This window comes from Bacillus sp. S2(2024) (assembly GCF_050474045.1).
GTDB classification, from domain to species: Bacteria; Bacillota; Bacilli; order Bacillales; family Bacillaceae_G; genus Bacillus_A; species Bacillus_A yunxiaonensis.
Genome location: NZ_JBFLUS010000003.1, coordinates 1,658,950 through 1,684,510, shown reverse-complemented (window position 1 = coordinate 1,684,510; position 25,561 = coordinate 1,658,950). Strand labels below are relative to the sequence as shown.

Here is a 25,561-nt window from a genome sequence, read left to right as displayed (position 1 = left end):
TCCAAATTTATCATATCACGCTCTAACAATAGACGCAAAAGAAACATAATGACTTTCTTATTTTTCCTTCGGAAGTTCGCAAACCCCATTTTTACAATGTCCAACGGGGACAATTTTTCTTTTTGTTGCAATATAATCATATAAAAAATGACCAAATCCAAACAGAATCGATAATTTAATAAAAGGGACAATTGCCCAGTATGCAGGAATTGCTTTCGCTAAAACATCTACACTTTTAATGCCTTTATACCAACGACTATCTTTATAAATATATAGCTGTTTCTCCATATTTTGCTGCATCTCTTCTGATAAGCAATATTTCTGAGCAATTTCTTCTTCGCGAAAAGAGACAAATTTGATTTTCCCCTTTTTATCTAGTTCTTTCGTTCGATTTGCAACCTTTGTACACATCGGGCACCAGCTATCATAAAAAACAAGCATGGCTATTATTCCCCTTTTCGATACTCCGTCATTTGCTTCCAAACAGAACCTTTCGCTTCTTCCCCGCCTTCAATACGTTCAAGAGCTAAGCGAGCTTGCATCGCTACCTCAAATTCTGGATCTTCCTGTGCCATACGAAGTGCCGGAACTGCGCTTTCATCACCAATTTCAAATAAAAACATTGCCGCGCGCCAGCGTACAAGTTTACTTGGATCTTTTAATGCTTTGATCATGACGAACATAGCAGCAGGATCACCAATATCCGATAAACAATCACCCGCTGTACGGCGTACACTTACTGACCTATCTAATAATGCTTTATACAGTAAAGGTAATACGGCATCACCTTTTACCATTCCTAAATAGGCAGTTGCTAAGCGGCGAATCGATACTTTTTCATCTTCTAACGCTTTCTTCAGTACTGGAATATCTTCTTCTGTTGGATCCATTTGTTCAAGTGCCGCATAACGTTTTGTCCAATCAGAATCATTCATCATTTCCTCTGTTACTTTATATGGCTGGCGTTTTGTAATCGTTACTTCTTTCGCTCCTGCTTGCTGTAATAATTCTTGTACAATCGCATCTACACGATCAGCTGGATATGCCGCAACAATCTCTTCCACAACTTCTTTCCCGATGTCTTCAAAGTCACCGTAGCGTGTACTTTGTTCAACCCACTTACGTTCTTTCACAACATTTGGCGCAGACATCTGTACTTTCATAATTGCTTCTTTAAAGCGATCTGGCAATCCAACTCGTTCCTCTGTTGTACCATCTGTTAACTTCACTTGCATAGGAATAGTAAAGAACATTTGAATAAATACTTTTACTTCCCCGAAATGCGCATTGGCTTCTTTTTCACTTTCTGTTGCTACTTCTTCCCCAAATACGGCGCGTACTTGCTGTAAAATGTGTTTCCAATCATATTTTGCATTACGCTCTATCGCTAAAAAGTCCGCAACATGATACACACCTTTAATACCTTCAATTTGTAAAATTTGCTGCACTCTTTCCGGAGCTTCTCCCATATTAGTACGTGTATAGTTATTACGTGTTCCTGATGGTAACACTTCATTTAAAATAACTTTCATTGTATTTGGACTTGGTGTCGGTTCAATCCCTTTAATCTTCACGAATATTGTCTCTCCTTTATTACTGTTCTTAGCTGTATTGTAACATGTTCTGAAATAAGACTCCTACTGAGGTGCTTGCTCTTTTTTCTTCTCTAAAAAAGTAATTCTTTCAATAACAACTTCTGTCTTATATATTCTTTTTCCGCTCTCATTATTATATTGACTCGTATGAATATGTCCGGTTATACCAACAAGTGCTCCTTTTTTGCAGTATATCGTTACATTTTCCGCCGATTTCCGCCAAATCATGCAGTTAATGAAATCCGCTTGCTGCTCTCCTAAACTGTTACGAAACCCTCTATTTACTGCCACACAAAGACGCGCATAAGCAATCCCTTGCTTTGTATAATATAATTCTGGATCTTTTGTTAATCTACCGATTAATACAACTCGATTCATCATACGATTCATTTCACCTCTTCTTTTTTTCTTTATTGTAGAAAAAAAGAAGAGTACCGTAAAAAACGTAAAAAGGTATTTTTTTTATAAAAAACTCATTTTTGTCTCTATAAAAAAACAAAAAGAAACCCTGCATGATACAAACATACAGGATTTCACATTTTAATCATTTTTTACAAAGTAAGAAACGAAGCGTAAAATTTCTAGGTATAACCAAACTAATGTCATCATTAATCCTAATGCGCCGTACCACTCCATATACTTCGGGGCACCGCCGCGCGCACCACCTTCAATGAAATCAAAGTCTAACATTAAGTTTAATGCAGCAACGACGATTACAACTGCACTAACAATTATGCCAATTGTTCCACCTTGATGTAAGAATGGCACTGGCACGCCAAATAGTTGTAGAACTAAAACAATTAAATACATAATCGCAATCCCAAACGTTGCTGCCATAACACCTGTACGGAACTTATCTGTCACTTTCACAACACGTGTTGCATATAACACTAACATTGCTAGTAAAATAGAAATGGTTAATAACACTGCGTGTAAAATAATATAATCACCAAAGCGCATTGTATATACAGCAGAAATACTTCCTAATACAATTCCTTCCACCGCTGCATAAATCGGTGCTGTAATTGGTGAAATACGCGGTACAAATGCCGAAGCAAACGCTACAATTGCCGCTATAATTAAAGCACCAATTAATACTGGTAATTGCATCTTATTTTCTATCATCTGCATATATGCGTACACGGACGTTCCTAATAATAATATGAGCATAATAAACGTTTTACCAATTGTGCCACCGATGGTCATCGCTGAAGTACTTACACCCTCTTTTCGAAACGCCTCTTTCTTTAACATTGGATTGGATGTTCGCATGATTTCCCTCCTAAAATAGGTTCTACCAATAGTGTAAATATTTTCCCTTTATATTTCAAGATATGCAGCTTGTTCTTATTTTAAACCTTCTACAATGTCAGATAGTTCACTCCAACGCTCCATTGTTTGTTCTAATTCTTCTTCTGTTTGTTGCTGCTCTTCAGAAAGCTGCTGTGCTTTCGTATAATCAGCACCAACTTTCTCCAATTCTTCTGCAATACTTTCAATTTTCGCTTCTAGTTCTGCAATCTTATCTTCAATCGTTTCCCATTCGCGCTGTTCATTATAGGAAAGTTTACGCTTTCTTTGCTGTTTTGGAGCCTCTTCTACCTTCTTCTCTTTCTGCACTTCTGCTTTTAACAGTGCTTCTTGTTCTTTTTTCTCATCTAAATAATCGCTATAACTGCCAAAGAAGATGCGAACATGACCATTACCTTCAAAAACAAACAGTTCTTCTGCAATTTTATCAAGGAAGTATCGATCATGCGATACAGTAAGCACAACACCTGGGAACTCTTCTAAATAATCTTCTAGCACAGTTAACGTTTGCGTGTCTAAGTCGTTAGTCGGCTCATCTAGAAGTAAAACGTTTGGTTCTCCCATTAAAATGCGTAATAAATACAACCTTCTTCTTTCACCGCCTGATAATTTATTAAGCGGTGTACCATGTGTATGCGGCTCGAATAAGAAACGTTCTAGCATTTGTGAGGCACTAATTGTTTTTCCATCAGTCGTATGAATAACTTCAGCTGCTTCCTTAATATACTCAATCATACGCTGATTTAAGTTCATATCTTCATTTTCTTGCGTATAATATGCAATTTTTACCGTTTGTCCAACTTCGATTTCACCGCTGTCTGGTGTGATTTTACCAGCTAGCATATTTAATAGAGAAGACTTCCCACTACCATTGGCACCAATAATACCAATACGATCTCCGGGTTTCACAATATATTGGAAATTATGAAGGACTGTTTTATCCCCAAATATTTTTGTGACATCTTTCAGTTCAAGCACTTTCTTTCCTAATCGGCTGCCTCCAAGCGCAATATCAACGTTTTGTTTTGCTGTTGGCCCTTCTTGCTTTTGCAATTCATCAAAGCGCTGAATACGTGCCTTTTGCTTCGTAGATCGCGCCTTCGCACCGCGGCGAATCCATGCAAGTTCACGACGATATAAGTTTTGACGCTTTGCTTCCTGTGCCATTTCTTGTTCTTCTCGAAGTGCTTTCGCTTCTAAAAAGGCACCGTAATTTCCTTCATAGCTATACAACTTACCATTATCTAATTCAAAAATACGGTTCGTTACACGATCTAAGAAATAACGATCGTGTGTAACAAGTAAAACAGAACCTGTATATCGTGATAAATATTCTTCTAGCCATTCTACTGTTTCATGATCGAGATGATTCGTCGGCTCATCTAAAATTAATAAATCTGGTGTTTGAATAAAACATTGCGCCATCGCAACACGTTTTTTCTGTCCGCCTGATAAATTTCCTACTGCCGCAGAAAAATCAGTAATACCAAGCTTCGTTAACAACGATTTTGCATTTGCATTTGCTTCCCAAGCATTCATTGCATCCATACGCTGTTGCACTGCAAATAATGCTTCTTGCGCTTTTTCATTTGTTGGATTTTTTTCTAAGTTCAATAATGTTTGCTCATACTCACGAAGAAGACGAATTAACGGTGTATCGCCATGGAACACTTGCTCAAGTACAGTTAAATTTTCCTTGAAATCTGGTTGCTGTGATAAATAACTAATCGTATAACCACGCGTATGTGTCATTTCTCCTGTATCCGGAATTTCTACACCTGCAATAATCTTTAATAATGTTGATTTACCAGTTCCATTTACACCGATAATGCCAGCGCGCTGCCCCTCTGCAATACTAAAAGATAGACCATTAAATAACGGTTTATCTCCATATGATTTCGATACATTTTCAACTGTTAACATTCTCATATTTGCGTATTCCACTCTTTCATAAATTGATTAATAAATTGCTCCATATAGCGATGACGCTCTTCAGCCTCTTCCCTCGCTGCATCTGTATTCATTAAATCTTTTAACTTTAACAATTTTTCATAAAAATGATTTAACGATGGTTCATCACTTTTTCGATATTCTTCCTTCGTCATCGCTTCACGCGGCGGAACTTTTGGATCATACATTAAACGGCCCTTTGCCCCTCCATAAGCAAATGTCCGGGCAATCCCAATTGCTCCAAGTGCATCAAGACGGTCTGCATCTTGAACAATCTTCCCTTCTAACGTTGCCACTGTTCCGCCATGTCCACCTTTATAAGACATGTTGACGATAATATGAACAATATGATCTACATCCTCTTGTATAATCTCTAATTGTTCAAGCCAATTTGTTACTTTTTTCATACCAGCTTCTTCGCTTTCATTTAACTTCTCGTCTGCAACGTCGTGAAGCAAAGCTGCCATTTCAATAACAAAGCGATTTCCACCTTCCTTTTCAAACAATGCAATCGCTAATTTATGTACACGTTCAATATGATACCAGTCGTGTCCACTTGCATCTTTTTCTAATATGTCTTTTACAAATGTAATCGTTTTTTCAATTTGTTCTTGTTTTTTCATAATATCTTCACCCAATTCATTATTGTAACACGCCCTCATTTTTTCATCACATATTTTCTTGTCCGCCCATAGTATATGTTGTACTTAGTATTATGAAGGAGGAAAAAAAATGTTTTATAACTCGCAACAGCCCTATCCACAGCAACTATCCTATCAACCAAACTATGAACAACAGCCACATCAACCGTATTACTACAATCCACGTGCCCCTCAATCCGCCCCTACAATGCCAACAGAACCAACACAACAACCATACTATCCATCAAACTATGAGCAACAACCATACCAACCGTATTACTATGATCCACGTGTCCCTCAATCCGATCCTACAATGCCAACAGAACCAACACAACAACAAATCCAACAATATGCTTTACAATATCACCACTTAAAACAACCTGTATTAACCCTCGTAAAACCTTGGGTAGACTACGGTGTAAAGGAAGCAAAATATACTTCCGTACCACATGCGATGACTGAAGTGGCTGCCATCACATACTTAATCGGTCGCGGTATGAACCCGACAGTTGCTCATCATATTGTAGAATCTTGGGAAAAGAATGAGCAGTTTTAAAATAATTCATTTTGTAAGTCCTAAAAACTATAAAACGCCAAAAACCTTGATAAATAAAAGGATTTGGCGTTTTTATAGTTTTTGGTTTTATTTTATTAAAATATTATTTTTTCACTCACAAGTAACAATTATTTGTACGTTTATTTTTGTTATTGTTTGAGCTTAGAAATTGAGACGAAGATTATATTACCATACGAAAAAGCGTCCATAACTATCTAAGACCTCGATTTAATCGAATGTCTTATTTTGATTACAAGAAACAACAATCTATATAAAAAGAGCCTATATTCTTCATCAAATCATTTTAATACAAACGTAACGCTCTAATTTTTCTGTATCATTTCTAAGCCAAATGCGATCAAAAAGATTAAGGGAAAAATCCCCTATGTTTAGCTTTTCATGGTAGTTACTCCTCAAAAAACAATTTATGTAATAGATACTACTTGAGTTATTTTCCATCTGACAGGTTAAGCGAAAATGATTGTCCTATTCATAGTTCAGGTATTTCTTCTACCTTTAGCAGCCTGAATTTTTATCTAGTATTTAAACCTAACTTTTGTACATTATAAAAAATGTTCTTCACAACAATGTGAATACCAAAGAAGGACTAAAAATGGACAAGCGAACAGAAAAAAAGTTGAAGCTCTAGCACGTAAAGCAGCAGATTCAGAAGTAGCTCAAGAACTAACTAATCTCAGAAATCAAATTCAGCATTTACAACAAGCTTTATCCCAAGGGTCTCATGGGCAACAACAACAAATGCCACAACAAGGATTACAACAAGCTAATCAATTAATGCAACAGCTTCAACAATTTAGCCAACAGTCTCAACAACAAATGCAACAAGCTGATCAACAATTACAACAAACGATTCAAACTTTAAACCAAGATCTTCAATACCTTCAATCCAATCAAACATTAGGTCAAATGAACCAAGCAATTTCTCAAGCTCAACAACAAATCAAACAAATGGGTAACCAGCAAGGACAACAAATGGGCGGTCAACAAGGACAAATGAGTAACCAGCAAGGACAGCAGATGGGCGGTCAACAAGAACAAATGAATAACCAGCAAGGACAGCAAATGGATTATTCAAGTCAACAACAATTTCATTAATAATTCCCCTAATCAAGCAAGAAAAAACGAGCTTTCTATCTCTTATAAAGTACTAGGAAAAATCCATTTCTTTTTCATTAGCAATAGTTAGTATTCTTTAAGGAGCACCTATCCACGGTGCTCTTTTTTGTGCTATTTTATAAACGATGGAACGATCTTAAGTTTATAATTAAATGTGTATGTATTACAAAGGCATAAGCTAAAACGAGCAACGATTGGCAGTAAATTCTCTGAAGACTAAGTCATCCATCGAAGCATCAGTATTTCAACCTTTATTATTGAACCATTAAAACCATCTCATTCACTCATGGGAAAAGAATGCACTATTTTAAGCTTGTTCATTTCGTATCAGATATAGAAAAAACCCGATGCCTTTCTCAGGCACCGGGTTTTTCATTATTTTTTATTCTGATCATCTTTAATCGCTGTTTTGATTGTTCCTGATTTCACTTTTGTCGCCGCATCTGAGAAACGTAACAAGTCACCTTGAATAATATTATCGGACATTTTCAATTCTGACTGTGCTCGATCAATAAGTGATTTCGCCTCTTGTTGTGGCACTTGAACGACTTGACCATTTAGACGATCGTAGAATGTGTTATTGTAATAAATATATTTGTCTGTAATAAAGCTTCCATCACGTTCTACAACGAACGGTTTTCGATCTGGTGAAAATAAATCATGACCAAACTCAATATCATTAGAAGTATCAGTTCCTAATAAGTGAAGAATCGTTGGTTTCACGTCTACTTCACCAGCAGGAGCAGTCATTGTTTTTCCTTCTGTTTGACCTGGAACATGAATAAATAATGGTGTACGTTGTAACTGCATGTGATCATATGAAGTAATTTCCTTTTTACCTAAGAATTGTGCCATTGCACGATCATGGTTGTCTGAAATACCATAGTGATCACCGTAAAAGACGATAATTGAGTTATCATATAAGCCAGTGTCTTTTAAACGTTGAATAAATTCTTTTAAAGCTTCATCTTCATAGCGCGCTGTGACAAAATAATTATCTAATGTTTCGTCACCTGAATTAAATGGTTCAATCATTTTTATACTGTTATCATACGTAAATGGAAAATGGTTCGTTAACGTGATAAAACGAGAATAGAACGGCTGTTTGATTTGTTGTAACTTATCTACAGATTGATCAAAGAAGTCTTTATCTTTCAATCCCCATCCTATTTTATTCTCTGGTGTAATTTTATAATCCAATTCATTATAGAAACGATCATATCCTAAGGACGGATACATCATATTACGATTCCAGAACGTAGCATTATTCGCATGGAATACAGATGTATAGTAGCCTTGCTCATGTAAAATTTCCGGAGTTGCCATATACTCATTTCCAGCATTCGTAAAGAATACAGAACCACGATCTAACGGATATAATGAGTTATCAATCATAAACTCTGCATCCGATGTTTTCCCTTGTCCTGTCTGATGATAAAAGTTTTCGAAATAATAACTTTCTTTTTTAAATTGGTTTAAGAAAGGTGTTACTTCTTGTCCATTTACTTTCGAATCAATTAAAAAGGACTGTGTTGATTCTAAAGAAACAACAATAACGTTCTTTCCTTTTGCCATACCAAACATATTTGGATCAGGTTTTGTCTGCACTGTTTTCATATAATTCTCTGCTTCTTGAATTTTACTTCCATCAGCAAATACTTTTTGTGAACTTGTCTTTGCTTGCAATCCTAAATCATATACCTGATGAACATATAATCCAAGATTTTTCACAAGCATAACGCGGTCAAATGAACGAGTTAATAATTCAGGACGTTCCTTTTCTGCAAAACCAAGGTTTACCATGAAAATAGCTATACTGATTAAAAAGTATAGTGCCTTCATAGAGCCAGAAATACGCTCTGTTTTTGCAAATTTAGGCTTCTTTTTAGCAAGGTAAAATAAAATGATAATATCCACAAACATTAATAAAAACTTAATGTTGAACAAAGCTTTTACACTAGTTCCTAATCCGTCCATATTCGACGTTTGCATTAACACTGGAAGTGTAACAAAATCATTATAAAAACCATAGAACATTACATTACCAATGAGGATAATGGTCATAATAAGGTTAATAATGATAGCTATATAATTTCTTTTTGGTCCCTTCGCAAATAATGCAAGCCCAATTAACACTAAAGAAGATGCTAACGGACTAATAAAAAGAATCCATTCCTGCGTCGTAGATTCTAACTTCAAATCAAAACTAAATCGCGTAACAATATATGTTTTCAACCATATCAAAATAGCGGTTAACAAAATAAAACGCATATTTTGAAACTGATTTTTTAACGCTTCCTTCATCTCTCTCTCCCTTTCTGACTAAAACATTTGTTGAATGAACACATAGAATATTTTTTCATGTATTTATGACTTCTTTCTCACCGAGTCATTGTATCGAATACTTTTGTATTTCGTGTGAACTTTTTCTTTTTTTTTATAAAATTAATATGCATAATAGGAGTTCTTCTATTTGAGCCTTTATTTCACTACAATTCCTTCAATTTTTCTTTCTAACTGTTAGCGTCCTTATGGAAAATCGCAATGAACATATAAAACGAATGATTAATCATTTGGTTTATTCTTTGTTTCTTGCGTCTTCAATGTTTCTACATATCAGTTTTTCTTTTCTTCTATTTTTTCCTTTGCTTTTTCAGCTTTATCTAAAGATTCTCCAATCTCTTTCTGTTTTTCTCTTACTTTGTCAACACTATCTACCACTTTAATTGCTTTATCAATACCATCCTCCTCTATTTTCTTTCTCTTTTCATCTCTCGCTTCTTCTTTTTTCTCTATATCTTTCGCCTTCTGCAATATTTCTTCAGCATTTGACTCTACAGCTTTTTCAAGTGACGCATCTTTTTTCATATCTATTACCTGATTTACCTTTTCAATTGTTTGTTTATAATCGCCATCTTTTAATGCAGAAGCTCCGGATTCCATCCATTTTGCAACCTTCATATAATTTTTCGTTTCATCCGTAGACTTTTCTTGATTCGCTTTTTCAAACCACATAATTGCATCACTATACTTCTCATCTTTTAATGCTTTCATGCCCGCATCAACATGTGCATTATAATTACTGGTGCTGCAACCTGCTAACATAATAAATAAACATCCTATAGTAAAAATAAATTTTCTCAAGCTATTCTCCTCCCGCATCCTTATACTACTATATTATTTTTGAATGCACCTATCAATAAAAACTCTCTTCTGTTATCTATATTTTAAAAGGTAGGTAGCTAACAAAAAAGAGGCCCTTCAATATCGGCCTCTTTTCTCTATACTTCCTTTTCGATCTCCTTTTCTAGCTGTTCTGGTTTCGTCTTGGGTGCAAAACGCTTCATTACCTTGCCATCACGTCCCACTAAAAATTTTGTGAAATTCCACTTTACCGCTTTCATTCCTAATAGTCCTGGCTCCTGCTCCGTTAAATAGTGAAATAACGGGTGCATGTTATCCCCTTTTACATCTATCTTTGCAAACATCGGGAACGTCACACCATAATTTAGTTCACAAAAACTCGTAATTTCTTCTGCTGTTCCTGGCTCTTGGCCTCCAAATTGATTACATGGGAATCCCAGTATTTCAAAACCTTGTTCTTTATATTTTTCATATAAAGCTTGCAATCCTTTATATTGCGGTGTAAAACCGCATTTGCTGGCAACATTCACAATTAATACTACTTTTCCTTCATACTCACGTAACGATTTCTCTTCTCCTGTTATTGTTTTAGTAGAAAAGTCATAAATTGTCATATGTATTACCTCCTTAATCTCATACAACCGCTTATGTCTATCATAAAATGCAATATACATATTGTCTAATGAGAACGCTTTACTTTCGTTCAAAAAGTCGTCACAATTCACTAGACATTTTACTTGGAAAGTTTTACAATAAAAATGTGAACAAAATGTGACGGTTTATCTTCTAAATTGTGATATTTTCAATTCTATTATTAAAAATAGGGATGGTGTTGACAATGAAAACTGCACAACGTGAAAAACTTTCTAATCGCGAATTTTATTTCGTACTATACATGATGATGTTACTTGTCGTAGGATGGTTTATGGATGTTAATGGTATTTTCTTAAGCAAATACTTTAGACTAGCGGGAATGATTACTGTTCCAGCAATTGGTGGTCTTGTTGGCTACTTTATTATGTCTCTTAGCAAACAACAAAATAACTAAACGCATTACATAAAGGCAGAAAACGATGTTTCGTTTTCTGCCTATTCTTTTATAATAAAAGAATAGTAAATTACAAGGAGTGATAAGTTTGAACAAAGTAGAGAAAATATCTTCACAGTTATATATCATCGACGATCACGACTTACAACATGAACAACGTACAGGTACATACGTCTTACTCGGTGAGGAAATCACTGTAATTGAAACGTGCGCTGCACCTTCTCTTCCTTATCTATTAGATGGATTACAACAATTAAATATACAGCTTGTCGATATTAAAAATATTATTGTCACGCACGTTCATCTTGACCATGCTGGTGCTGCTGGCATTATGATGGAAAAATGTCCTAATGCAACGCTATTCGTTCACTCTCGAGGCGCTCGTCACATGGTTAATCCGACAAAACTCATTCAAAGCGCAAAAGCTGTGTACAGAGATTCATTTGAAAAACTCTTTCATCCGATTTTGCCTATCCCAGAAGAACGCGTTCATATCGTACAAGATGGTGAAACACTGCAAATCGCAGAAAATCGAACACTTACCTTCTATGATACACCTGGCCATGCGAAACATCATATTAGTATTCACGATTCCTTAACAAATGGTATATTTACAGGCGATACGATTGGTATTTACTACCGTCAATTAGCTGAGCTAGGTGTTGAAATTTATTTACCAACAACATCTCCTACGCAGTTTCAACCTGAAGCTATGTTAGCTTCAAAAGACCTCATCCAAAATATGAATGTCGATTACATTTATTTCGGTCATTATGGTGCTTCTTCTCATGTCTCTGACGTCTGCACAGAGCTAGAACATTGGCTCCATATATTTGTTGAAACCGGCAGGCAAGTATTTAAAAAAGAACAAAACTTTGAAAAAGCAAGCCATCAACTGTCTACTCTACTGTTAGAAAAAGTGTCATCGCACCTTACGAAAAAAGGTGTTCCAACAACACATTCTATTTATGATTTGTTGAAACTTGATATGGAAATTAGTGCGATGGGAATTATTGATTATTTTACAAAGCTTGAACAAACAAAGATGACTATAAAATGAAACTTCCACCAACGTTTTTTCATCTCCCACTGACCTAATCGTTACAACCGGTTTGATTCTTTTAGATTTTACTACCTTGAAGAAACAATCTTACTGCTCACAAGAAAGTATTTGTCGTTATAGCACAAAAGAGTCCATTTCTTTACATGGACTCTTTTTCTATAGGAAATAATTCGATAGAAATATTCTTATTTTATTTTTGTACTTTTTCATTTACATAATCCATGAAACTTTGTGCTCGTTGAAATTCCGCTTTATATTCCTCTGGAACTTGTTGTATCTTTTCTGAGCCTGACGATTTACTCTTCACTAATATTTTCTCATATGTCATCAGTGCATGTATATATTGTTTATACTCATCAGATGTTAACACTTCTTTACTCGATTTCTCTCCATTTAACTTATCAAAATACGGCTGAATTTCCATTAAAGTCTTCGTCATTTCCTCTTGTTTCTCTTGAGAAAGTTGATCGTAATCAATATTACCGTTCTTGTCTCCATATTCGATTTTTGCATTCGTTATTACTTTTAATAATGTTGTAAACTCTTTATACTCTTTTTCTCCGATTTCACCCTTTGCTTGGGATAACTTAGCATCTAGACGCATATAGCCTTGTAGTGTTGCACTTGCAAAATGTTTCTTTACATTATCAAATGATCCATAAATACCATCTGCCAGAAGAGATTGATATGCAAAAGCGCTCGTTGGAATAAGTAAAGCCGCTGCTAACACACCTGTCATAAGACGCTTTTTCATTGTTTTTCCTCCCCGCTTTACTTTGATTTGACTCATCACTTTCTCTTTCAATTCAAGTGATGGTACAATTCCTTTTGCTTCTTCTTGCAAAGACGCTCTTACTCGGTGATCGAGATTCATTATAGTTCCCCCACTTCTTTTAATGAGATATTTCCCTCTCGCTCTTTTTGCCGTAATTTCTTTAAGGCTGCATGGATTCTAGATTTAACCGTTCCAATTGGTAAATGTAAAATACTTGCTACTTCTTCTTGAGAATAATCATGTAAATACCGAAGTATAATAACTTGTTTCAGTTTATAAGGTAACTTATGTATCAATGTAACAAGTTCTTGATTTGACAGCTTATTGACGATTTCATTAGAAAAATCAAATTCAATTGGTTTTTTCTGCTCTTCCGCTTTTTTCACAATACGTAGACGCATCCATCTCTTTCTCCTATAAGAATGAATTTGTCTTACAGCAAGACCTATTAACCATGGGCGAAAAGGCCGTTCCCGATCAAATTGACTAAGTGATTGATATAATTGCATATATATTTCTTGGACGACATCATCTATATCCGATTTTTCTTCTATTAAAAAATGAGCTGTCTTATACACATCTTCAATCGTCTTATCGTATAGTTCACTGTACGCTTCTTGATTTCCTGATAAAGTCTGCTTTATAAGATAAACATATTCAGCTTCTTTCTCCATTCTCAACGCCTCCTTCCTTATGTCTTACACTATATATTGGCAAGAAAAGAAAATTTCGTTCGATTTTTTTGAAACAAATTTTTAATAGGAAATTTATTAATAGCACCTGTTTCATAATGCATTCTTATAATTCTTGATAATTATTATATAATTTTCCAATTTATAATGGCCGTTTAAAATAAATTATAGAATTTATTTTAGGAGGGTAATTCATGAAAGCCATTGTTGTAACTGCCTTTGGAGGTCCTGAAGTAATGAGGTATACAGACATAGCTATACCGTCTATCAACGCCAATCAAGTTCTAATTCGTGTTGTCGCAACAAGTGTTAACTTTGCTGATATAAAATCTCGATACGGAAAGAAAGGAACAGAAAATTTTCCTTTTATACCTGGCATAGATGCTGCTGGAATCTTAGAACAAGTTGGTTCTAAAGTAACGAATATTAAAGTGGGACAACGTGTTATTGCTTTTCCACTTAACGGATCTTATGCTGAATATGTTGCAGCAGATGAAGAGCTTACTTTTGCATTACCAGATGAAATTGATTTTGAAACTGCTGCAGCCTGTCCGATTGTTTCCTTTACAAGCTATAAGCTTCTAGCAGATGTCGCAAGACTACAACAAGGTGAAACTGTTCTTATCCATGCCGCTGCAGGAGGAGTTGGTACAACTGCCATCCAACTCGCTAAAATTTTGGGTGCTGGAAAAGTCATTGGAATGGTTGGAAATGAAGCAAAAAAGAAAATTGCTTTAGAAGTTGGGGCAGATCATGTAATTTGTTATAAGGAAGAAGATTTTGTACATAAAGTAAACGAACTCACAAATGGAGTAGGTGCAGACGTTATATTGGATTCTATTTCTGGTACTGTATCAGAGAGAAGCTTACAATGTCTTGCGTTCTATGGCCGCCTTGTCCATTTCGGAAACGCAAGCGGTGATATCGGAACATTTCAAACAAAAGATTTACATGCAAGCTGTCGATCTATTCTCGGCTTTAGCTTTGGAACAACTCGAAAAAAACACCCCCATTTACTTCAGCATACTGCCAAGCAAGTATTTCGTCATTTAAGTAACGGTAACTTACAAATAAAAGTAGGAAAACATTTTTTTCTTCAAGATGCAGGAAAAGCACATGAATGGGTTGAAAGTAGACAAAGTACTGGGAAAGTTATATTAAATGTTCAGAGAACACCATAAAATCTTCGTTAGAGTCAAGAATTATGCATGTAATTATCGCGAATTGTATTTCAGAGAAATTGGCTATTCAGGACAAAACTTCCTTCCTACTGGGAGGAGTTGCTGCTGATGCAGTTCATTCTAGAAATGAAAAAGAAATATCGCACTTTTATACAGGTACAGTAAAGAACTACACAAGAAGGATTGATTACGAAGCATTTCTTCATAAATATAAAGCATATAAAGATTCCCCTTTTATATTAGGGTACTATACACATCTCATTGCCGATGATATGTGGCTACAAAGTTTTTATCTTCCATGGCTTAAAAGTCGAATAGATTATGACCCTAACCTCCTTTCTCTCTATCATCATGACTTTAAGCTTTTAAACGGAAAGTTGCTACATTCTTATGATAAAGATAAGAGTTTATTTCATATCTTAAGTATGAACGCGAATTTGGTAGGTATCGAAGAAGTACCCGAAGAAAACATTCATTCTTTTAAAGCATTAGTTTTCGAGGATATGTTGTACCCACAACAAGATTTATATGAACCTCTACAAGTATTTACATTGAATCAAATCATTGGTTACATAGAAACTTCTCTTCATAAAAGTGTTTTCTGTTTAGAACAACTGTGTATGACCTGATAAAGAAAAGCCGTGACTACATAATATTCGTAGTCACGGCTTTTCAATTTATCTAGATTTCTTCTTCCCATTAAATGCAGGTTTCTTTTTCTTTGGAGTTTTCGGTTTCGATTCAACAAACGATCCTTTAAACATTTCTTGCTTATTGAACTGAATACCTAACTTCTTCGCAAATTGAAGTAACTTCTTCTCTTCTTGCGGTGTTACAAGCGAAACGACTGTGCCTTCTTTACCCATACGTCCTGTACGTCCTGAACGATGAATATATTGATCGAGTGTATCTGGTAATTCTAAATGAATTACATGTGTTAAATCATCAATATCTAATCCCCGTGCTGCAATATCTGTGGCTAATAAAATTTCTACTTTTCCTTGACGGAATGCGCGCATCGTTGCTTCACGTTCTTGTTTATTTGCTTCTGCATGAAGAGCTGCTGCTTTCATCTTACGGAATTTCAGTTTTTCCGCAATTTCATCTAAACGGAATGGATCATTTAAAAAGGCAACTGCTTTCACATCGCCAGTATGCATAATTCTTCTAATATACTCATTCTTTTCACGACGTTCACAAACGATATACATATGCTCAACAAGGCTCTTTGTTTCCGTGCGTTTTACGCGAATCATTTGAGGTTCAACGGCAAAATCACGCGCTACTTCTTCTGCATCTTTTGTCATTGTTGCAGAGAAGAATACTACTTGACGATCGCGCATTGTCGATTTAATTACATCAGACACAGCATCTATCATCTTTTGTTTTACGATTTGATCAAACTCATCAAATACAATTGTTTGCACTTCATGCATTTTCAATTTCTTCATGCGGATTAGTTCTAAAATACGTCCAGGTGATCCAACGATTACTCGCGGATGTTTCTTTAACTTCTCTACTTGACGCTTAATATCCACACCACCTATTAAAGAAGCACCCGAAATTTCAGTACCTGCGGTAAACTTTTGCACTTCTTCATGAATTTGCATTACAAGTTCACGCGTCGGTGCTAAAATTACAACTTGAGGTTGTTTCACTTCAGGATTAATTTTATGTAAAAGTGGCAATAAATACGCTAATGTTTTACCTGTCCCAGTTGGAGATTCCGCAATAACATCTTGTCCTTCTAGAATAGTTGGAATAGCTTGCTTTTGGATTTCAGTAAACTCTTTAAAACCAGCCTTCTCCCAAGCTTGTAGCAAAAATGGTTGCATCTCTTTTATCATTTCTTTTTCTCCTTTATCTCTATTTTTGAAGAAATTGTTGTATTGTTCGCATCGTTTCTATCATATGAGAAATAACAGCTATTAAGTCATCAACATGGTCTTCTGTAATCGCTTTTTGAAATAAGATTCCTACCTTGTTATGATATGAAATCGCTTGCTTATTATATTCGTATGAAATTTGCTGCGTAATCATTCGTTCTTTTCCCCATATGGATTGTAGCAACGCTTCGATTTCTTGACAATCTTTTTCTGGGTGCTTTAAAGAAAATGTAAAGAACAGCTTCATTTCACAGCCTGGCACAAAATTTTGCACCTCTAATATCTCACTTGATAAGTTTTCTGCATCGACTGATAATAAAAATGTCGCTTCTACTAATGACCCTATATATTCTCTCAATTGAAACGAAATGGTATATGTACGACTAAGCGATGCGAGATCCATTATATCTTTTCTGTCAGTTACAATGATGTCAGCATGCAAATCAAAATCATATACTGCTCCTTCAACGACAACTTTTAAATTTTCAAAAGCAGTTGGATCAAACATATATTCCTCCAAAAAACAAGCGCCTTTCCATCGAAAGGCGCTGCGTGATGTACGTATAGTTTACCGATAAAAGAGAAGAAATACAACCTTTTAAAATAAACCTACTGCTTTTCCATCTTCATTTACGTCCATTTGAAGAGCTGCTGGTTTCTTCGGAAGACCCGGCATTGTTAACATTGTTCCTGTTAATGCTACAATAAATCCAGCACCAATTGATGGTTTTAACTCACGAATTGTTACAACAAAGTCAGTTGGGCGCCCTAATTTTGTTGCATCATCAGAAAGAGAATACTGTGTTTTCGCCATACAAATTGGCAGGTTGCCCCATCCTTCTCCCGAAAATTGCGTTAATTGCTTGCGAGCTTTTGGTGCAAATTCGATATCTTTTGCACCATATACTTTTTGAGCAATTGTACGAATTTTTTCTTCTAATGAAAGTTCTAAATCATATAAAGGTGCGTATTTATTTTCACCTTTTTCAATTACTTTTAATACTTTCTCTGCTAGGTCAACACCGCCTTGACCACCTTTTTCCCATACTTCTGTTAATGATACTTCGTAACCGCGCTCACCGCACCAAGTTTGTAAGTACTCTACTTCAGCATCTGTATCTGTAATAAATTTGTTAATCGCAATAACAAATGGAACACCAAATGCTTGAATCGTTTCAACGTGTTTTTGTAAATTTTCCATCCCTTTTGCTAACGCATCAACATTTTCTTCTTTTAACCCCTCTTTCGCTACGCCGCCATGCATTTTAAGAGCACGAATTGTCGCAACAATGACAACAGCTTCCGGCTTAATACCTGCTGCTCGCGCCTTAATATCTAAGAATTTTTCAGCACCTAAATCTGCACCAAAACCAGACTCCGTAATCACATAATCACCAAGTTTAGCTGCCATTGTTGTTGCGATTACACTGTTACAACCGTGTGCAATGTTGGCAAATGGTCCACCATGAATAATTGCCGGTGTATTTTCTAACGTTTGTACTAAGTTTGGTTTTAACGCATCTTTTAAGAGAAGTGTTAATGCACCTTCTACTCCTAAATCTTTTACTGTTACAGGCTCATTATCCATATTGTAAGCTACAACAATACGAGCTAGACGTACTTTTAAATCTTGTACATCTGTCGCTAGGCAAAATACAGCCATAATTTCAGATGCAACTGTAATATCAAAACCATCTTCACGCGGTACGCCTTGTACTGGTCCGCCTAGACCGATTACAACATTGCGAAGCGCACGGTCATTTAAATCTACACAACGCTTCCATACAATTTTACGTGTATCGATGCGAAGATCATTTCCTTGTTGAATATGGTTATCGATAAATGCTGCAAGTGCATTATTTGCAGTTGTAATCGCATGTATATCACCTGTAAAGTGAAGATTAATATCTTCCATTGGTACGACTTGCGAATAACCGCCGCCCGCTGCACCACCTTTTAATCCCATAGTTGGTCCAAGAGATGGTTCACGAAGTGCAATAACTGCCTTTTTACCAATTTTATTAAAAGCTTGCCCTAAGCCAACTGTTACAGTTGATTTCCCTTCCCCTGCTGGAGTAGGGTTAATCGCTGTAACTAAAACAATTTTTCCATCTTCTTTTCCTTGTAAGCGCTTAAAAATTTCAAGAGATAACTTCCCTTTATAATGACCGTACGGCTCTAATTCTTCTTCTAAAATGTTTAATTCTGATGCAATCTCTTGGATTCTCTTCATGCTTGCTTCTTGTGCAATTTCAATATCAGATTTTACTGTAGTAGTTGCTGTCATATTCCCTAGTCCCCCTTTAATTGATTCTGGAAATATTGTATCAGTTTTTTGTATTTTCTGCACTTATAATCCTCCTACAAGTTACTTCTTTTGAAGCATAAATACCCACATAAATGTTAAAGCTTGCTGCAATTCAAGCGGAAGTTGTCCGATCATCTTTTCATCTACCCCTCGCTTATATACCCCTATTCCATCTATCATTTGCAATCCTTGCTCCTGTGCAAGCTTTTGAAACTCCCACGGCATCATCGTATTACAAATGACATCTTTTCCATATAGACGTGGATAGCTATTTTCACGCGGCTTTGCTGTTGGTCCTAAAATGGCAATACATGCAAAACCTTCTGGTACTAATACCCGCTTTATTTCTTGCAATGCTTGAAGAGGTGCTTCCGCCCATTCTAATGAATTTACTGCTAAAACTGACACAAACTCCTCATCTTGAAATGGTAATACAGCAAGATCTCCTACTACAAACGATAAATTAGGACCTTCACCGCGTTCTTTTCCTTTTTCAATCATTTGCTCTGATAAATCAATACCACAAGCCTTGTAACCAGCTTTATTTAGTTTGTATGTGCCATATCCATCTCCACACCCTACATCAAGAACAGTTGCCCCGTTTCGTATGTATTTTTGAAAAAATGGAATAATTGTACTACGGCTGCCACTATCCCACATTTCTTGACTATTTTGATTCCAAAAATCAGCATTATTATCCCATTTCTGCTGTGCTGCTTCATGCCAATTAAATTTTGTCATTATTGTCCCACCTTTACATTTTACCTCTACTTAAAAGTCATTCTACATCATTTTACATTATTCCTGTTTATTCTTAAGGAGAGATGGATAACATAGCAACGGACAATTACTTTCTCGATTTTTTTATTTGTTTGGATATAAATAACAAGCATGTTTTTTTCTTTATAAAAAATACTAAACATACCCTAAATCGAAAGAGAGGGCTATTCATTGCAAAAGAAACGAACGCATCATTTAAAAAGCGGAGAAAAACAGGAAGAATATGCGGTAGAAATTACCCCTCAGCGCCTTCCAATTAGACGTCGTCGTAAAGAAATCCATAAAGAAGAAGACAGAACGGACGTTGGTACAATTGTTGGGTACATTGCATTATTTCTCTCTTTATTTTCAATTGCTTTCTATCCTATTACATTTGGATCTCTTTCCATCTTAATTGGACTTCTCGCTGTTCGTTATGAAGCAAAAACACTTGGATATACAGCTATTGGCTTTGGAGGATTTTCTCTGCTTTTCAGTTTATTATATCCTCTCTTCTTATCAGCCTTTTAAAGGGCGCTTTCTTATAAAGTGAAACTTTTATCAGTGGGGGGCTTCATCCCCCACTGATAGAAAGCTCTCACCAATCGGGCACATGCCAGCAGTTATTCCCCACATATCTTCTTTGCTTCTTTCAATCTTGAGGTGGGGGATCTTACTGCCTACAAATAGCGGGATAAAGAACTAAAACAAAAAATATTGGCAAGCTAAAAAAGGAGTGAATCTTCACTTCTTTTTTAGCTTGCCAATCTATCCCCCGCATTATTGCGCTTTATAATTGAGTAAATTATTCACTCTAAACTTAGAGGAGTGTCCATTTCAGATGCCATCCTATTACATATAATTTATTAAAAAAGGAGTTGTTATAACAGTTTGGAAAATAAACAAGTAGATGCCTCTATTGAGTTAGACGGACAGCAAACTATCGTTGAACAGTCTATAACTGAGAAGCTAAAAGTTGTAATTGTTATTAACAACCAATTCACTAATGCACCAAATACTACACAACTAGCAAGTGGCGCAGGTCTAAGCAGTGCTGAAGGAAAAGCAAAAAATGAAGGCACCCAGTACGAATCACATGAAGACTATAAAACATGCTGTACAGAAGAAGAAATCATCATTATTATTAATAACCAGATTAATCTCACGGGAGAGAACGAGTTCAATTCATCAGCTACTCAAGTAGCAAGCGGTTGTGGAACATACAGTACAAGTGGTACAAATTCAGCAATTGAAAGTCCCAATACGAAACAACAACTTTCTTATGGGAATCCTAAACTTTTCATTTCAAAACAACAACTTTCTGATGACGGTCCCAAACTTTTCATCCCTTAAAGAATGATATACCCCTTCCCACCGATAGGAAGGCCCCATCTATCTTCTTTTCTTAAATGAAAGCTTACTACACTTTCCGTACGGGATACAGCAAATACATCCATTCAATAATTGTTGTATTTGTTGTATCCCTTTGCTTATTAACGAAATAACATCACATAACCGCAACCACTGCAATGATAAGCGGTAATTTCTTGAAACACAGGATAGTTCTCCTCATCTCGCTGTTCAATAAATACTTTTTCAAAGCGATACATATTCGGAGCATATGCCCAATCTTGTTTTGTACGGGCATATAAAGTGGACGAAAAAAAATCTTCCCCTCCACAAATCATACAAGTCTTTTGCAAAATAATCTCCTCCCCAAAGCCTGTCTTACCATAACTATATGAAGAAGAGTATAAAAAAAAGACCTTCTAAACATTAGAAAGTCTTTTCAGATGAAAAGAGGAACATCCCCAATATTCCAATGGCACTATACCTCTTCTTTTTTCCTGTTTCTGTTTGAAAGGTTTGTTCTATTTTCATAAAGAATACTCGATTTTGAACATCACTACTAACAAACTCCAGTTTCTCTTCTTTATTATCTTTTTTCTGTGTACAATTAAAACTCACTTCATTACATACAATTGAATATTCATCTTCTAAATGTTTTTGAAAATCTGCTTCTTTCGGACAAGTTAATAATAAAATTGCTACAAATATAATACTACTAATACCTACTATTGTGAAAGTCTTCTCCATTTTGTCTCCTTTCCCAAAAGAAAGAAAACTTGACGTATATCGCCAAGTTCCCTTAATTCATTATCCACTGCCACTCTTGTTCTTTCTTATCAAAGATAAGCCATCCCGTTTTAGAAGCTTCACTTTTCAAATCTTCTAAACCATCTAGAACTTCATTTGTACTTTCATACGAGCCGATGACATAGACAGGAATCTCTAAACCACGTCTTGATTCTATTTTTCCTGCTAAGTCCAAGTATAAACCATCTTCCATAAATGGCAGAAGTTCGAGAATAACCTCTTTTGAAATTGCTGGATAGATTTTCGATTTTTGAAAGAATGCGAATCGTTTTTTTCCGAATGAGCCAATTTTATAGGGAATTACCTTAGTAAGCATTCCAACAAAGTCTTGCATTCTTCGATAATATACTTTATTATACCAGCCATCATCATGAGAAAGATAAACGAACCTATTTTTCAAAAGTGGAAAAAAAGCCTTCCTAAGCGGTTCCTTTTTGTGCGCCAAATATAGCAATTCTGCAATTTCTTTTGGCTCTAATTCATCCAAGTCATTTACATCATCAAAATCAACCCAGCAAAATTCTTCAAACTCTTCAACATCTGCTGCAATTAATTTATGTATGTTCTCTTCTTCTGCATATTCAAATAAGGTGTGATAATTTAAATCAGTCCATTCAAAACTATGCTTTAAAAGCAGGACTTGATGAAGCGGTGAAGGAATATTGCTTGCAAACTCCTCAAAAGTAATTCCAGATGTGATAAAACAATGATTGCGACGATTACCATTAATATAAATCATATTTTTGATTTGGTCAGATCCTCCAGACAAAGCACCTAGCCACCTTCGTTTTATATGTTTCAATACTATAGGATATTTTATCACGAAAATTTTTAGAAACATAGAAAAAACTATAAAAACTATTTACATTTTTATGAGTTTTATTACATCACCATTACAAGAAAAAATGCCTGCTTATAAACAGGCATTTTTTATGCAATTTCATCTGGATTTTGTGGATAATGCGAACTATCCTGTTTTTTATTATTTTGAAAGATCGACTGAATCTTATCAATTGTTTGCGGTGCAAGTTCAATTACTTTCTCTGCCAAGTGCGTTGCATTTTGCAAATGGAGAATATTTACACCATCCTTATTCACAACTAGAAAGGCCACCGGTGTAATAGAAACTCCCCCTGCACTACCACCACCAAATGCAGGATGACTTTGTGCCTTTTGCACGTCATTTGTGGAAAAATCTGACCCACCTGCCCCAAAACCAAATGCTACTTTTGAAACAGTTAAAACAACACCGCCATCTGCTGTTTGAACAGGTTCACCAACAATTGTATTTACATCAACCATTTCTTTTAAATTTTCCATAGCAGCTTTCATTAGCCCTTGAATTGGATGATCCATCATTCTAACCTCCTTTTTCATATCTTTCCTAGTTTTTCCTAAACATTGTGAACTAAACATAAATTTTTCGTTGATTTTTAAAATAATACGTACTAATATTTAGAAAATACAAACAAAAGGAGGTTGTGGCAAACATGATTCGAAAATTAACAAAACAGGAGCACCAACAAGTACTTTCTTTTTTAAAGAAAGAAGCAGCATTCAATTTATTCTTAATTGGTGATATTGAGGCGTTTGGATATGATCAAGATTTTCAAGAATTATGGGGGCAGTTTACGATAGAAAATAAATTACAAGCTGTTCTATTGAGATTCCACGATTCCTTTATTGCCTATGCGGAAACTTCATTTCAGCCAGAAGCTTTCATTGATCAGTTTACTAACCATGACTACATTAAACTATCTGGAAAATCAGAGGTTGTAGAACAGTTTGAAAATCTTGATAATCTAAACCTTGGTAAAAAACTTCATTCATACTTTTGTGAATGTACAACCGATAAACAGTTAGTAACAGATATAAATAAAGAAGACATAAAAATAGCAACTGTTGCAGACGTAGATCGTATTATGCATTTACGAAAACAAATTGCTGAATTTAAGATGGCAAACAATGCAGGTAAACTCCTTCTCCAAGCAATTGAAACAAACACTGGACGGACATATTACATAGAAGAAAACGGAGAAATTATCGCGTGCGCGTCCACATCTGCTGAAAATTCATTATCTGCGATGGTTGTAGGTGTATGTACACACTCAAATCATCGCGGAAAAGGATATGCTTCTCAAATCATAAGTAAAATGATTCAAGACTTTATCGCCGAAGGAAGAACACTTTGTTTATTTTACAGTAACCCTGCCGCTGGACGGATTTATAAACGATTAGGCTTTAAGGATATTGGAACTTGGACAATGTATCGCTAAAGTGAAACTGCCATCAGCGTAAAATATCTTCATTTCCCACTGATGGCAGCTTCACTTTATTACAATTATACTTTCTTCTCTCACGACTCCACATGTTGAAAATGCTCAACAACTGGAAACGGCTTATAAAAATGATGCAATCTCTTTTTCCATTCTTCATATTCACTCGATTTCCGAAACCCTTCCGTATGATCTTCTAACGTCTCCCAGTTCACTAATAAAAGATATTTCCCTGTCGTTTCTATACATTTATGAAGCGTATGACCTCGGTAACCTTTCATAGAAGAAATAATGCTAGACGCCTCTTGAAAAGCATTTTCAAATTCATTTTCCAACCCGCGCTTCACTTGGAGCATCGCTGCTTCTAATATCATCATCTCATCTCCTAACTTTTTATCTTGCTATTCGTGGGCAGTAAAACCCTCACTGATGGAAGTTTCACTTTATTACATCTCGATTCCATTCTTTTCGGAATAAACCCATTATCACAGTATCGTAGTATTCTCCATTTACATACACATCTTCACGAAGAACACCCTCCACTTGAAATCCGCACTTTTCATAGGAACGAATTGCCCTTTTATTCCCGCTCCATGTATCAAGCTGAATTTTTCTCATATTTAAGTTTAAAAATAAATGTTTTACAAGTGTTTGTATGGCGTCTGTTCCAAACCCTTTTCCCCAATATTCTTTATCCCCTATCGTCAAGCCAATTACCGCCTTATGTGTCACCGCATCTACATCTCTATAGTCTGCTATTCCGATATATTTCCCCTCTAACGTGTAAACAGCAAACACACATTCATCTTTTTTATTTAAATTCGATACTTGTTCAAAAAAATGGTCTAAATGTTCCATTGAAACATTTGTAAAAAATGGTGAATTTCCTGTCGCCCAGTAACTCACTTCATCATCATTGCGCCATTTATAAAGAGAGTTCATGTTTTCTTTTGTAATAGCTCGTAATTCTACTAAATTACCCTTCAATACATATATCCTCCTCAAATATAATCCTTTATCCCCATTCAAATGCTTTCTTATCATTATTTTTAGATTTAAAAGTTTGATTTCATGTTTCTATC

General features: G+C 35.5%; 30 protein-coding genes. 9 read left to right on the top strand and 21 right to left on the bottom strand.

Annotated features, from left to right (window positions below; all coding sequences use genetic code 11):
• Positions 1-57 precede the first annotated feature (57 nt).
• The 6 genes from AB1284_RS08405 to AB1284_RS08380 form a co-directional block, all read right to left on the bottom strand.
• A complete protein-coding gene (locus AB1284_RS08405; RefSeq protein WP_429750197.1) occupies positions 58-441 on the bottom strand; it encodes a thiol-disulfide oxidoreductase DCC family protein in 384 nt (127 codons plus the stop codon).
• 5 nt (positions 442-446) lie between these two features.
• A complete protein-coding gene (locus tag AB1284_RS08400) occupies positions 447-1,574 on the bottom strand; it encodes a conserved virulence factor C family protein (RefSeq protein ID WP_429750198.1) in 1,128 nt (375 codons plus the stop codon).
• A 63-nt stretch (positions 1,575-1,637) separates the two neighbouring features.
• Positions 1,638-1,976 (bottom strand): single-stranded DNA-binding protein, encoded by a 339-nt coding sequence (locus AB1284_RS08395; RefSeq protein ID WP_336481321.1) that lies wholly within the window; start codon positions 1,974-1,976, stop codon positions 1,638-1,640.
• Between the two features lie 159 nt (positions 1,977-2,135).
• Complete coding sequence (locus tag AB1284_RS08390) at positions 2,136-2,867, bottom strand: Bax inhibitor-1/YccA family protein (protein WP_429750199.1); 732 nt, start codon at positions 2,865-2,867, stop codon at positions 2,136-2,138.
• 75 nt (positions 2,868-2,942) lie between these two features.
• Positions 2,943-4,835, bottom strand: a complete 1,893-nt coding sequence (locus tag AB1284_RS08385) for an ABC-F family ATP-binding cassette domain-containing protein (protein WP_429750200.1) — start codon at positions 4,833-4,835, stop codon at positions 2,943-2,945.
• The gene (locus AB1284_RS08380) at positions 4,832-5,479 is read right to left on the bottom strand and encodes an HD domain-containing protein (RefSeq protein ID WP_429750201.1); all 648 of its coding nucleotides are present in this window, start codon (positions 5,477-5,479) and stop codon (positions 4,832-4,834) included. The genes AB1284_RS08385 and AB1284_RS08380 overlap by 4 nt, the downstream gene beginning before the upstream one ends.
• A gap of 109 nt (positions 5,480-5,588) precedes the next feature.
• Between AB1284_RS08380 and AB1284_RS08375 the strand changes: the two genes are divergently transcribed.
• Together AB1284_RS08375 and AB1284_RS08370 are read left to right on the top strand one after the other, a co-directional pair.
• A complete protein-coding gene (locus tag AB1284_RS08375; protein ID WP_429750203.1) occupies positions 5,589-6,053 on the top strand; it encodes a hypothetical protein in 465 nt (154 codons plus the stop codon).
• Between the two features lie 795 nt (positions 6,054-6,848).
• Positions 6,849-7,169, top strand: a complete 321-nt coding sequence (locus tag AB1284_RS08370) for a hypothetical protein (RefSeq protein ID WP_429750205.1) — start codon at positions 6,849-6,851, stop codon at positions 7,167-7,169.
• A 396-nt stretch (positions 7,170-7,565) separates the two neighbouring features.
• Here AB1284_RS08370 and AB1284_RS08365 read toward each other — a convergent pair whose 3' ends face one another.
• From AB1284_RS08365 to AB1284_RS08355, 3 genes are all read right to left on the bottom strand, one after another.
• Positions 7,566-9,494, bottom strand: a complete 1,929-nt coding sequence (locus tag AB1284_RS08365; protein ID WP_429750207.1) for an LTA synthase family protein — start codon at positions 9,492-9,494, stop codon at positions 7,566-7,568.
• A 312-nt stretch (positions 9,495-9,806) separates the two neighbouring features.
• Complete coding sequence (locus AB1284_RS08360; RefSeq protein ID WP_429750209.1) at positions 9,807-10,352, bottom strand: hypothetical protein; 546 nt, start codon at positions 10,350-10,352, stop codon at positions 9,807-9,809.
• A gap of 119 nt (positions 10,353-10,471) precedes the next feature.
• Positions 10,472-10,948: a glutathione peroxidase gene (locus tag AB1284_RS08355; protein ID WP_429750211.1), complete on the bottom strand. Its 477-nt coding sequence runs from the start codon at positions 10,946-10,948 to the stop codon at positions 10,472-10,474.
• Between the two features lie 224 nt (positions 10,949-11,172).
• Here AB1284_RS08355 and AB1284_RS08350 point away from each other — a divergent pair, with 224 nt between their 5' ends.
• Together AB1284_RS08350 and AB1284_RS08345 are read left to right on the top strand one after the other, a co-directional pair.
• Positions 11,173-11,382 (top strand): DUF3925 family protein, encoded by a 210-nt coding sequence (locus AB1284_RS08350; protein ID WP_336480375.1) that lies wholly within the window; start codon positions 11,173-11,175, stop codon positions 11,380-11,382.
• 88 nt (positions 11,383-11,470) lie between these two features.
• A complete protein-coding gene (locus AB1284_RS08345; RefSeq protein ID WP_429750213.1) occupies positions 11,471-12,442 on the top strand; it encodes an MBL fold metallo-hydrolase in 972 nt (323 codons plus the stop codon).
• 193 nt (positions 12,443-12,635) lie between these two features.
• Here AB1284_RS08345 and AB1284_RS08340 read toward each other — a convergent pair whose 3' ends face one another.
• Together AB1284_RS08340 and AB1284_RS08335 are read right to left on the bottom strand one after the other, a co-directional pair.
• Positions 12,636-13,319, bottom strand: coding sequence for a DUF3600 domain-containing protein (locus AB1284_RS08340; protein ID WP_429750215.1), 684 nt, complete (start codon positions 13,317-13,319; stop codon positions 12,636-12,638).
• Entirely contained in the window at positions 13,319-13,894 is a 576-nt protein-coding gene (locus AB1284_RS08335; protein ID WP_429750217.1) for a sigma-70 family RNA polymerase sigma factor, read from the bottom strand. The genes AB1284_RS08340 and AB1284_RS08335 overlap by 1 nt, the downstream gene beginning before the upstream one ends.
• Before the next feature lie 212 nt (positions 13,895-14,106).
• Here AB1284_RS08335 and AB1284_RS08330 point away from each other — a divergent pair, with 212 nt between their 5' ends.
• Together AB1284_RS08330 and AB1284_RS08325 are read left to right on the top strand one after the other, a co-directional pair.
• The gene (locus tag AB1284_RS08330; RefSeq protein WP_429750219.1) at positions 14,107-15,093 is read left to right on the top strand and encodes a quinone oxidoreductase family protein; all 987 of its coding nucleotides are present in this window, start codon (positions 14,107-14,109) and stop codon (positions 15,091-15,093) included.
• Positions 15,094-15,116: 23 nt separating this feature from the next.
• A complete protein-coding gene (locus AB1284_RS08325) occupies positions 15,117-15,722 on the top strand; it encodes a hydrolase (protein ID WP_429750220.1) in 606 nt (201 codons plus the stop codon).
• A 48-nt stretch (positions 15,723-15,770) separates the two neighbouring features.
• Here AB1284_RS08325 and AB1284_RS08320 read toward each other — a convergent pair whose 3' ends face one another.
• The 4 genes from AB1284_RS08320 to AB1284_RS08305 form a co-directional block, all read right to left on the bottom strand.
• The gene (locus tag AB1284_RS08320) at positions 15,771-16,940 is read right to left on the bottom strand and encodes a DEAD/DEAH box helicase (protein WP_429750222.1); all 1,170 of its coding nucleotides are present in this window, start codon (positions 16,938-16,940) and stop codon (positions 15,771-15,773) included.
• A 19-nt stretch (positions 16,941-16,959) separates the two neighbouring features.
• On the bottom strand, positions 16,960-17,487 hold the full coding sequence (locus tag AB1284_RS08315) for a hypothetical protein (RefSeq protein ID WP_429750224.1): 528 nt from the start codon (positions 17,485-17,487) through the stop codon (positions 16,960-16,962).
• A gap of 90 nt (positions 17,488-17,577) precedes the next feature.
• Positions 17,578-19,266: a formate--tetrahydrofolate ligase gene (locus tag AB1284_RS08310; RefSeq protein ID WP_429754317.1), complete on the bottom strand. Its 1,689-nt coding sequence runs from the start codon at positions 19,264-19,266 to the stop codon at positions 17,578-17,580.
• 81 nt (positions 19,267-19,347) lie between these two features.
• On the bottom strand, positions 19,348-20,028 hold the full coding sequence (locus AB1284_RS08305; protein ID WP_429750226.1) for a class I SAM-dependent methyltransferase: 681 nt from the start codon (positions 20,026-20,028) through the stop codon (positions 19,348-19,350).
• A 210-nt stretch (positions 20,029-20,238) separates the two neighbouring features.
• Here AB1284_RS08305 and AB1284_RS08300 point away from each other — a divergent pair, with 210 nt between their 5' ends.
• Both AB1284_RS08300 and AB1284_RS08295 read left to right on the top strand, forming a co-directional pair.
• Entirely contained in the window at positions 20,239-20,577 is a 339-nt protein-coding gene (locus AB1284_RS08300; RefSeq protein ID WP_336480366.1) for a permease, read from the top strand.
• Between the two features lie 360 nt (positions 20,578-20,937).
• Positions 20,938-21,399, top strand: a complete 462-nt coding sequence (locus tag AB1284_RS08295; RefSeq protein WP_429750228.1) for a hypothetical protein — start codon at positions 20,938-20,940, stop codon at positions 21,397-21,399.
• Positions 21,400-21,539: 140 nt separating this feature from the next.
• Here the strand turns inward: AB1284_RS08295 and AB1284_RS08290 are convergent, their stop codons facing one another.
• The 4 genes from AB1284_RS08290 to ytfJ form a co-directional block, all read right to left on the bottom strand.
• Positions 21,540-21,734 carry a hypothetical protein gene (locus tag AB1284_RS08290; RefSeq protein WP_429754318.1) on the bottom strand — a complete coding sequence of 65 codons (195 nt, stop codon included), beginning with the start codon at positions 21,732-21,734 and terminating at the stop codon, positions 21,540-21,542.
• Between the two features lie 88 nt (positions 21,735-21,822).
• Entirely contained in the window at positions 21,823-22,143 is a 321-nt protein-coding gene (locus tag AB1284_RS08285; protein WP_429750230.1) for a hypothetical protein, read from the bottom strand.
• Between the two features lie 52 nt (positions 22,144-22,195).
• The gene (locus tag AB1284_RS08280) at positions 22,196-22,972 is read right to left on the bottom strand and encodes an oxalate:formate antiporter (protein ID WP_429750232.1); all 777 of its coding nucleotides are present in this window, start codon (positions 22,970-22,972) and stop codon (positions 22,196-22,198) included.
• Between the two features lie 161 nt (positions 22,973-23,133).
• Entirely contained in the window at positions 23,134-23,559 is a 426-nt protein-coding gene (ytfJ, locus tag AB1284_RS08275; protein WP_429750234.1) for a GerW family sporulation protein, read from the bottom strand.
• A gap of 134 nt (positions 23,560-23,693) precedes the next feature.
• Here ytfJ and AB1284_RS08270 point away from each other — a divergent pair, with 134 nt between their 5' ends.
• The gene (locus AB1284_RS08270) at positions 23,694-24,479 is read left to right on the top strand and encodes a GNAT family N-acetyltransferase (RefSeq protein ID WP_429750236.1); all 786 of its coding nucleotides are present in this window, start codon (positions 23,694-23,696) and stop codon (positions 24,477-24,479) included.
• An 80-nt stretch (positions 24,480-24,559) separates the two neighbouring features.
• Here AB1284_RS08270 and AB1284_RS08265 read toward each other — a convergent pair whose 3' ends face one another.
• Both AB1284_RS08265 and AB1284_RS08260 read right to left on the bottom strand, forming a co-directional pair.
• Positions 24,560-24,853: an antibiotic biosynthesis monooxygenase family protein gene (locus AB1284_RS08265; protein ID WP_429754319.1), complete on the bottom strand. Its 294-nt coding sequence runs from the start codon at positions 24,851-24,853 to the stop codon at positions 24,560-24,562.
• A 64-nt stretch (positions 24,854-24,917) separates the two neighbouring features.
• Positions 24,918-25,466, bottom strand: a complete 549-nt coding sequence (locus tag AB1284_RS08260; protein WP_429750238.1) for a GNAT family N-acetyltransferase — start codon at positions 25,464-25,466, stop codon at positions 24,918-24,920.
• Between the last annotated feature and the right edge of the window lie 95 nt (positions 25,467-25,561).

What these genes read in the sequence shown, in the direction of transcription:
- AB1284_RS08405 (WP_429750197.1), bottom strand. Translation starts at nt 441, where the DNA reads ATGCTTGTTTTTTATGATAGCTGGTGCCCGATGTGTACAAAGGTTGCA.
- AB1284_RS08265 (WP_429754319.1), bottom strand. Translation starts at nt 24,853, where the DNA reads ATGATATTAGAAGCAGCGATGCTCCAAGTGAAGCGCGGGTTGGAAAAT.
- AB1284_RS08385 (WP_429750200.1), bottom strand. Translation starts at nt 4,835, where the DNA reads ATGAGAATGTTAACAGTTGAAAATGTATCGAAATCATATGGAGATAAA.
- AB1284_RS08380 (WP_429750201.1), bottom strand. Translation starts at nt 5,479, where the DNA reads ATGAAAAAACAAGAACAAATTGAAAAAACGATTACATTTGTAAAAGAC.
- AB1284_RS08360 (WP_429750209.1), bottom strand. Translation starts at nt 10,352, where the DNA reads ATGCGGGAGGAGAATAGCTTGAGAAAATTTATTTTTACTATAGGATGT.
- AB1284_RS08350 (WP_336480375.1), top strand. Translation starts at nt 11,173, where the DNA reads ATGAAAACTGCACAACGTGAAAAACTTTCTAATCGCGAATTTTATTTC.
- ytfJ (WP_429750234.1), bottom strand. Translation starts at nt 23,559, where the DNA reads ATGGATCATCCAATTCAAGGGCTAATGAAAGCTGCTATGGAAAATTTA.
- AB1284_RS08305 (WP_429750226.1), bottom strand. Translation starts at nt 20,028, where the DNA reads ATGACAAAATTTAATTGGCATGAAGCAGCACAGCAGAAATGGGATAAT.
- AB1284_RS08330 (WP_429750219.1), top strand. Translation starts at nt 14,107, where the DNA reads ATGAAAGCCATTGTTGTAACTGCCTTTGGAGGTCCTGAAGTAATGAGG.
- AB1284_RS08325 (WP_429750220.1), top strand. Translation starts at nt 15,117, where the DNA reads ATGCATGTAATTATCGCGAATTGTATTTCAGAGAAATTGGCTATTCAG.
- AB1284_RS08285 (WP_429750230.1), bottom strand. Translation starts at nt 22,143, where the DNA reads ATGGAGAAGACTTTCACAATAGTAGGTATTAGTAGTATTATATTTGTA.
- AB1284_RS08335 (WP_429750217.1), bottom strand. Translation starts at nt 13,894, where the DNA reads ATGGAGAAAGAAGCTGAATATGTTTATCTTATAAAGCAGACTTTATCA.
- AB1284_RS08310 (WP_429754317.1), bottom strand. Translation starts at nt 19,266, where the DNA reads ATGACAGCAACTACTACAGTAAAATCTGATATTGAAATTGCACAAGAA.
- AB1284_RS08375 (WP_429750203.1), top strand. Translation starts at nt 5,589, where the DNA reads ATGTTTTATAACTCGCAACAGCCCTATCCACAGCAACTATCCTATCAA.
- AB1284_RS08340 (WP_429750215.1), bottom strand. Translation starts at nt 13,319, where the DNA reads ATGAATCTCGATCACCGAGTAAGAGCGTCTTTGCAAGAAGAAGCAAAA.
- AB1284_RS08390 (WP_429750199.1), bottom strand. Translation starts at nt 2,867, where the DNA reads ATGCGAACATCCAATCCAATGTTAAAGAAAGAGGCGTTTCGAAAAGAG.
- AB1284_RS08320 (WP_429750222.1), bottom strand. Translation starts at nt 16,940, where the DNA reads ATGATAAAAGAGATGCAACCATTTTTGCTACAAGCTTGGGAGAAGGCT.
- AB1284_RS08290 (WP_429754318.1), bottom strand. Translation starts at nt 21,734, where the DNA reads ATGATTTGTGGAGGGGAAGATTTTTTTTCGTCCACTTTATATGCCCGT.
- AB1284_RS08315 (WP_429750224.1), bottom strand. Translation starts at nt 17,487, where the DNA reads ATGTTTGATCCAACTGCTTTTGAAAATTTAAAAGTTGTCGTTGAAGGA.
- AB1284_RS08355 (WP_429750211.1), bottom strand. Translation starts at nt 10,948, where the DNA reads ATGACAATTTATGACTTTTCTACTAAAACAATAACAGGAGAAGAGAAA.
- AB1284_RS08370 (WP_429750205.1), top strand. Translation starts at nt 6,849, where the DNA reads ATGCAACAGCTTCAACAATTTAGCCAACAGTCTCAACAACAAATGCAA.
- AB1284_RS08395 (WP_336481321.1), bottom strand. Translation starts at nt 1,976, where the DNA reads ATGATGAATCGAGTTGTATTAATCGGTAGATTAACAAAAGATCCAGAA.
- AB1284_RS08270 (WP_429750236.1), top strand. Translation starts at nt 23,694, where the DNA reads ATGATTCGAAAATTAACAAAACAGGAGCACCAACAAGTACTTTCTTTT.
- AB1284_RS08365 (WP_429750207.1), bottom strand. Translation starts at nt 9,494, where the DNA reads ATGAAGGAAGCGTTAAAAAATCAGTTTCAAAATATGCGTTTTATTTTG.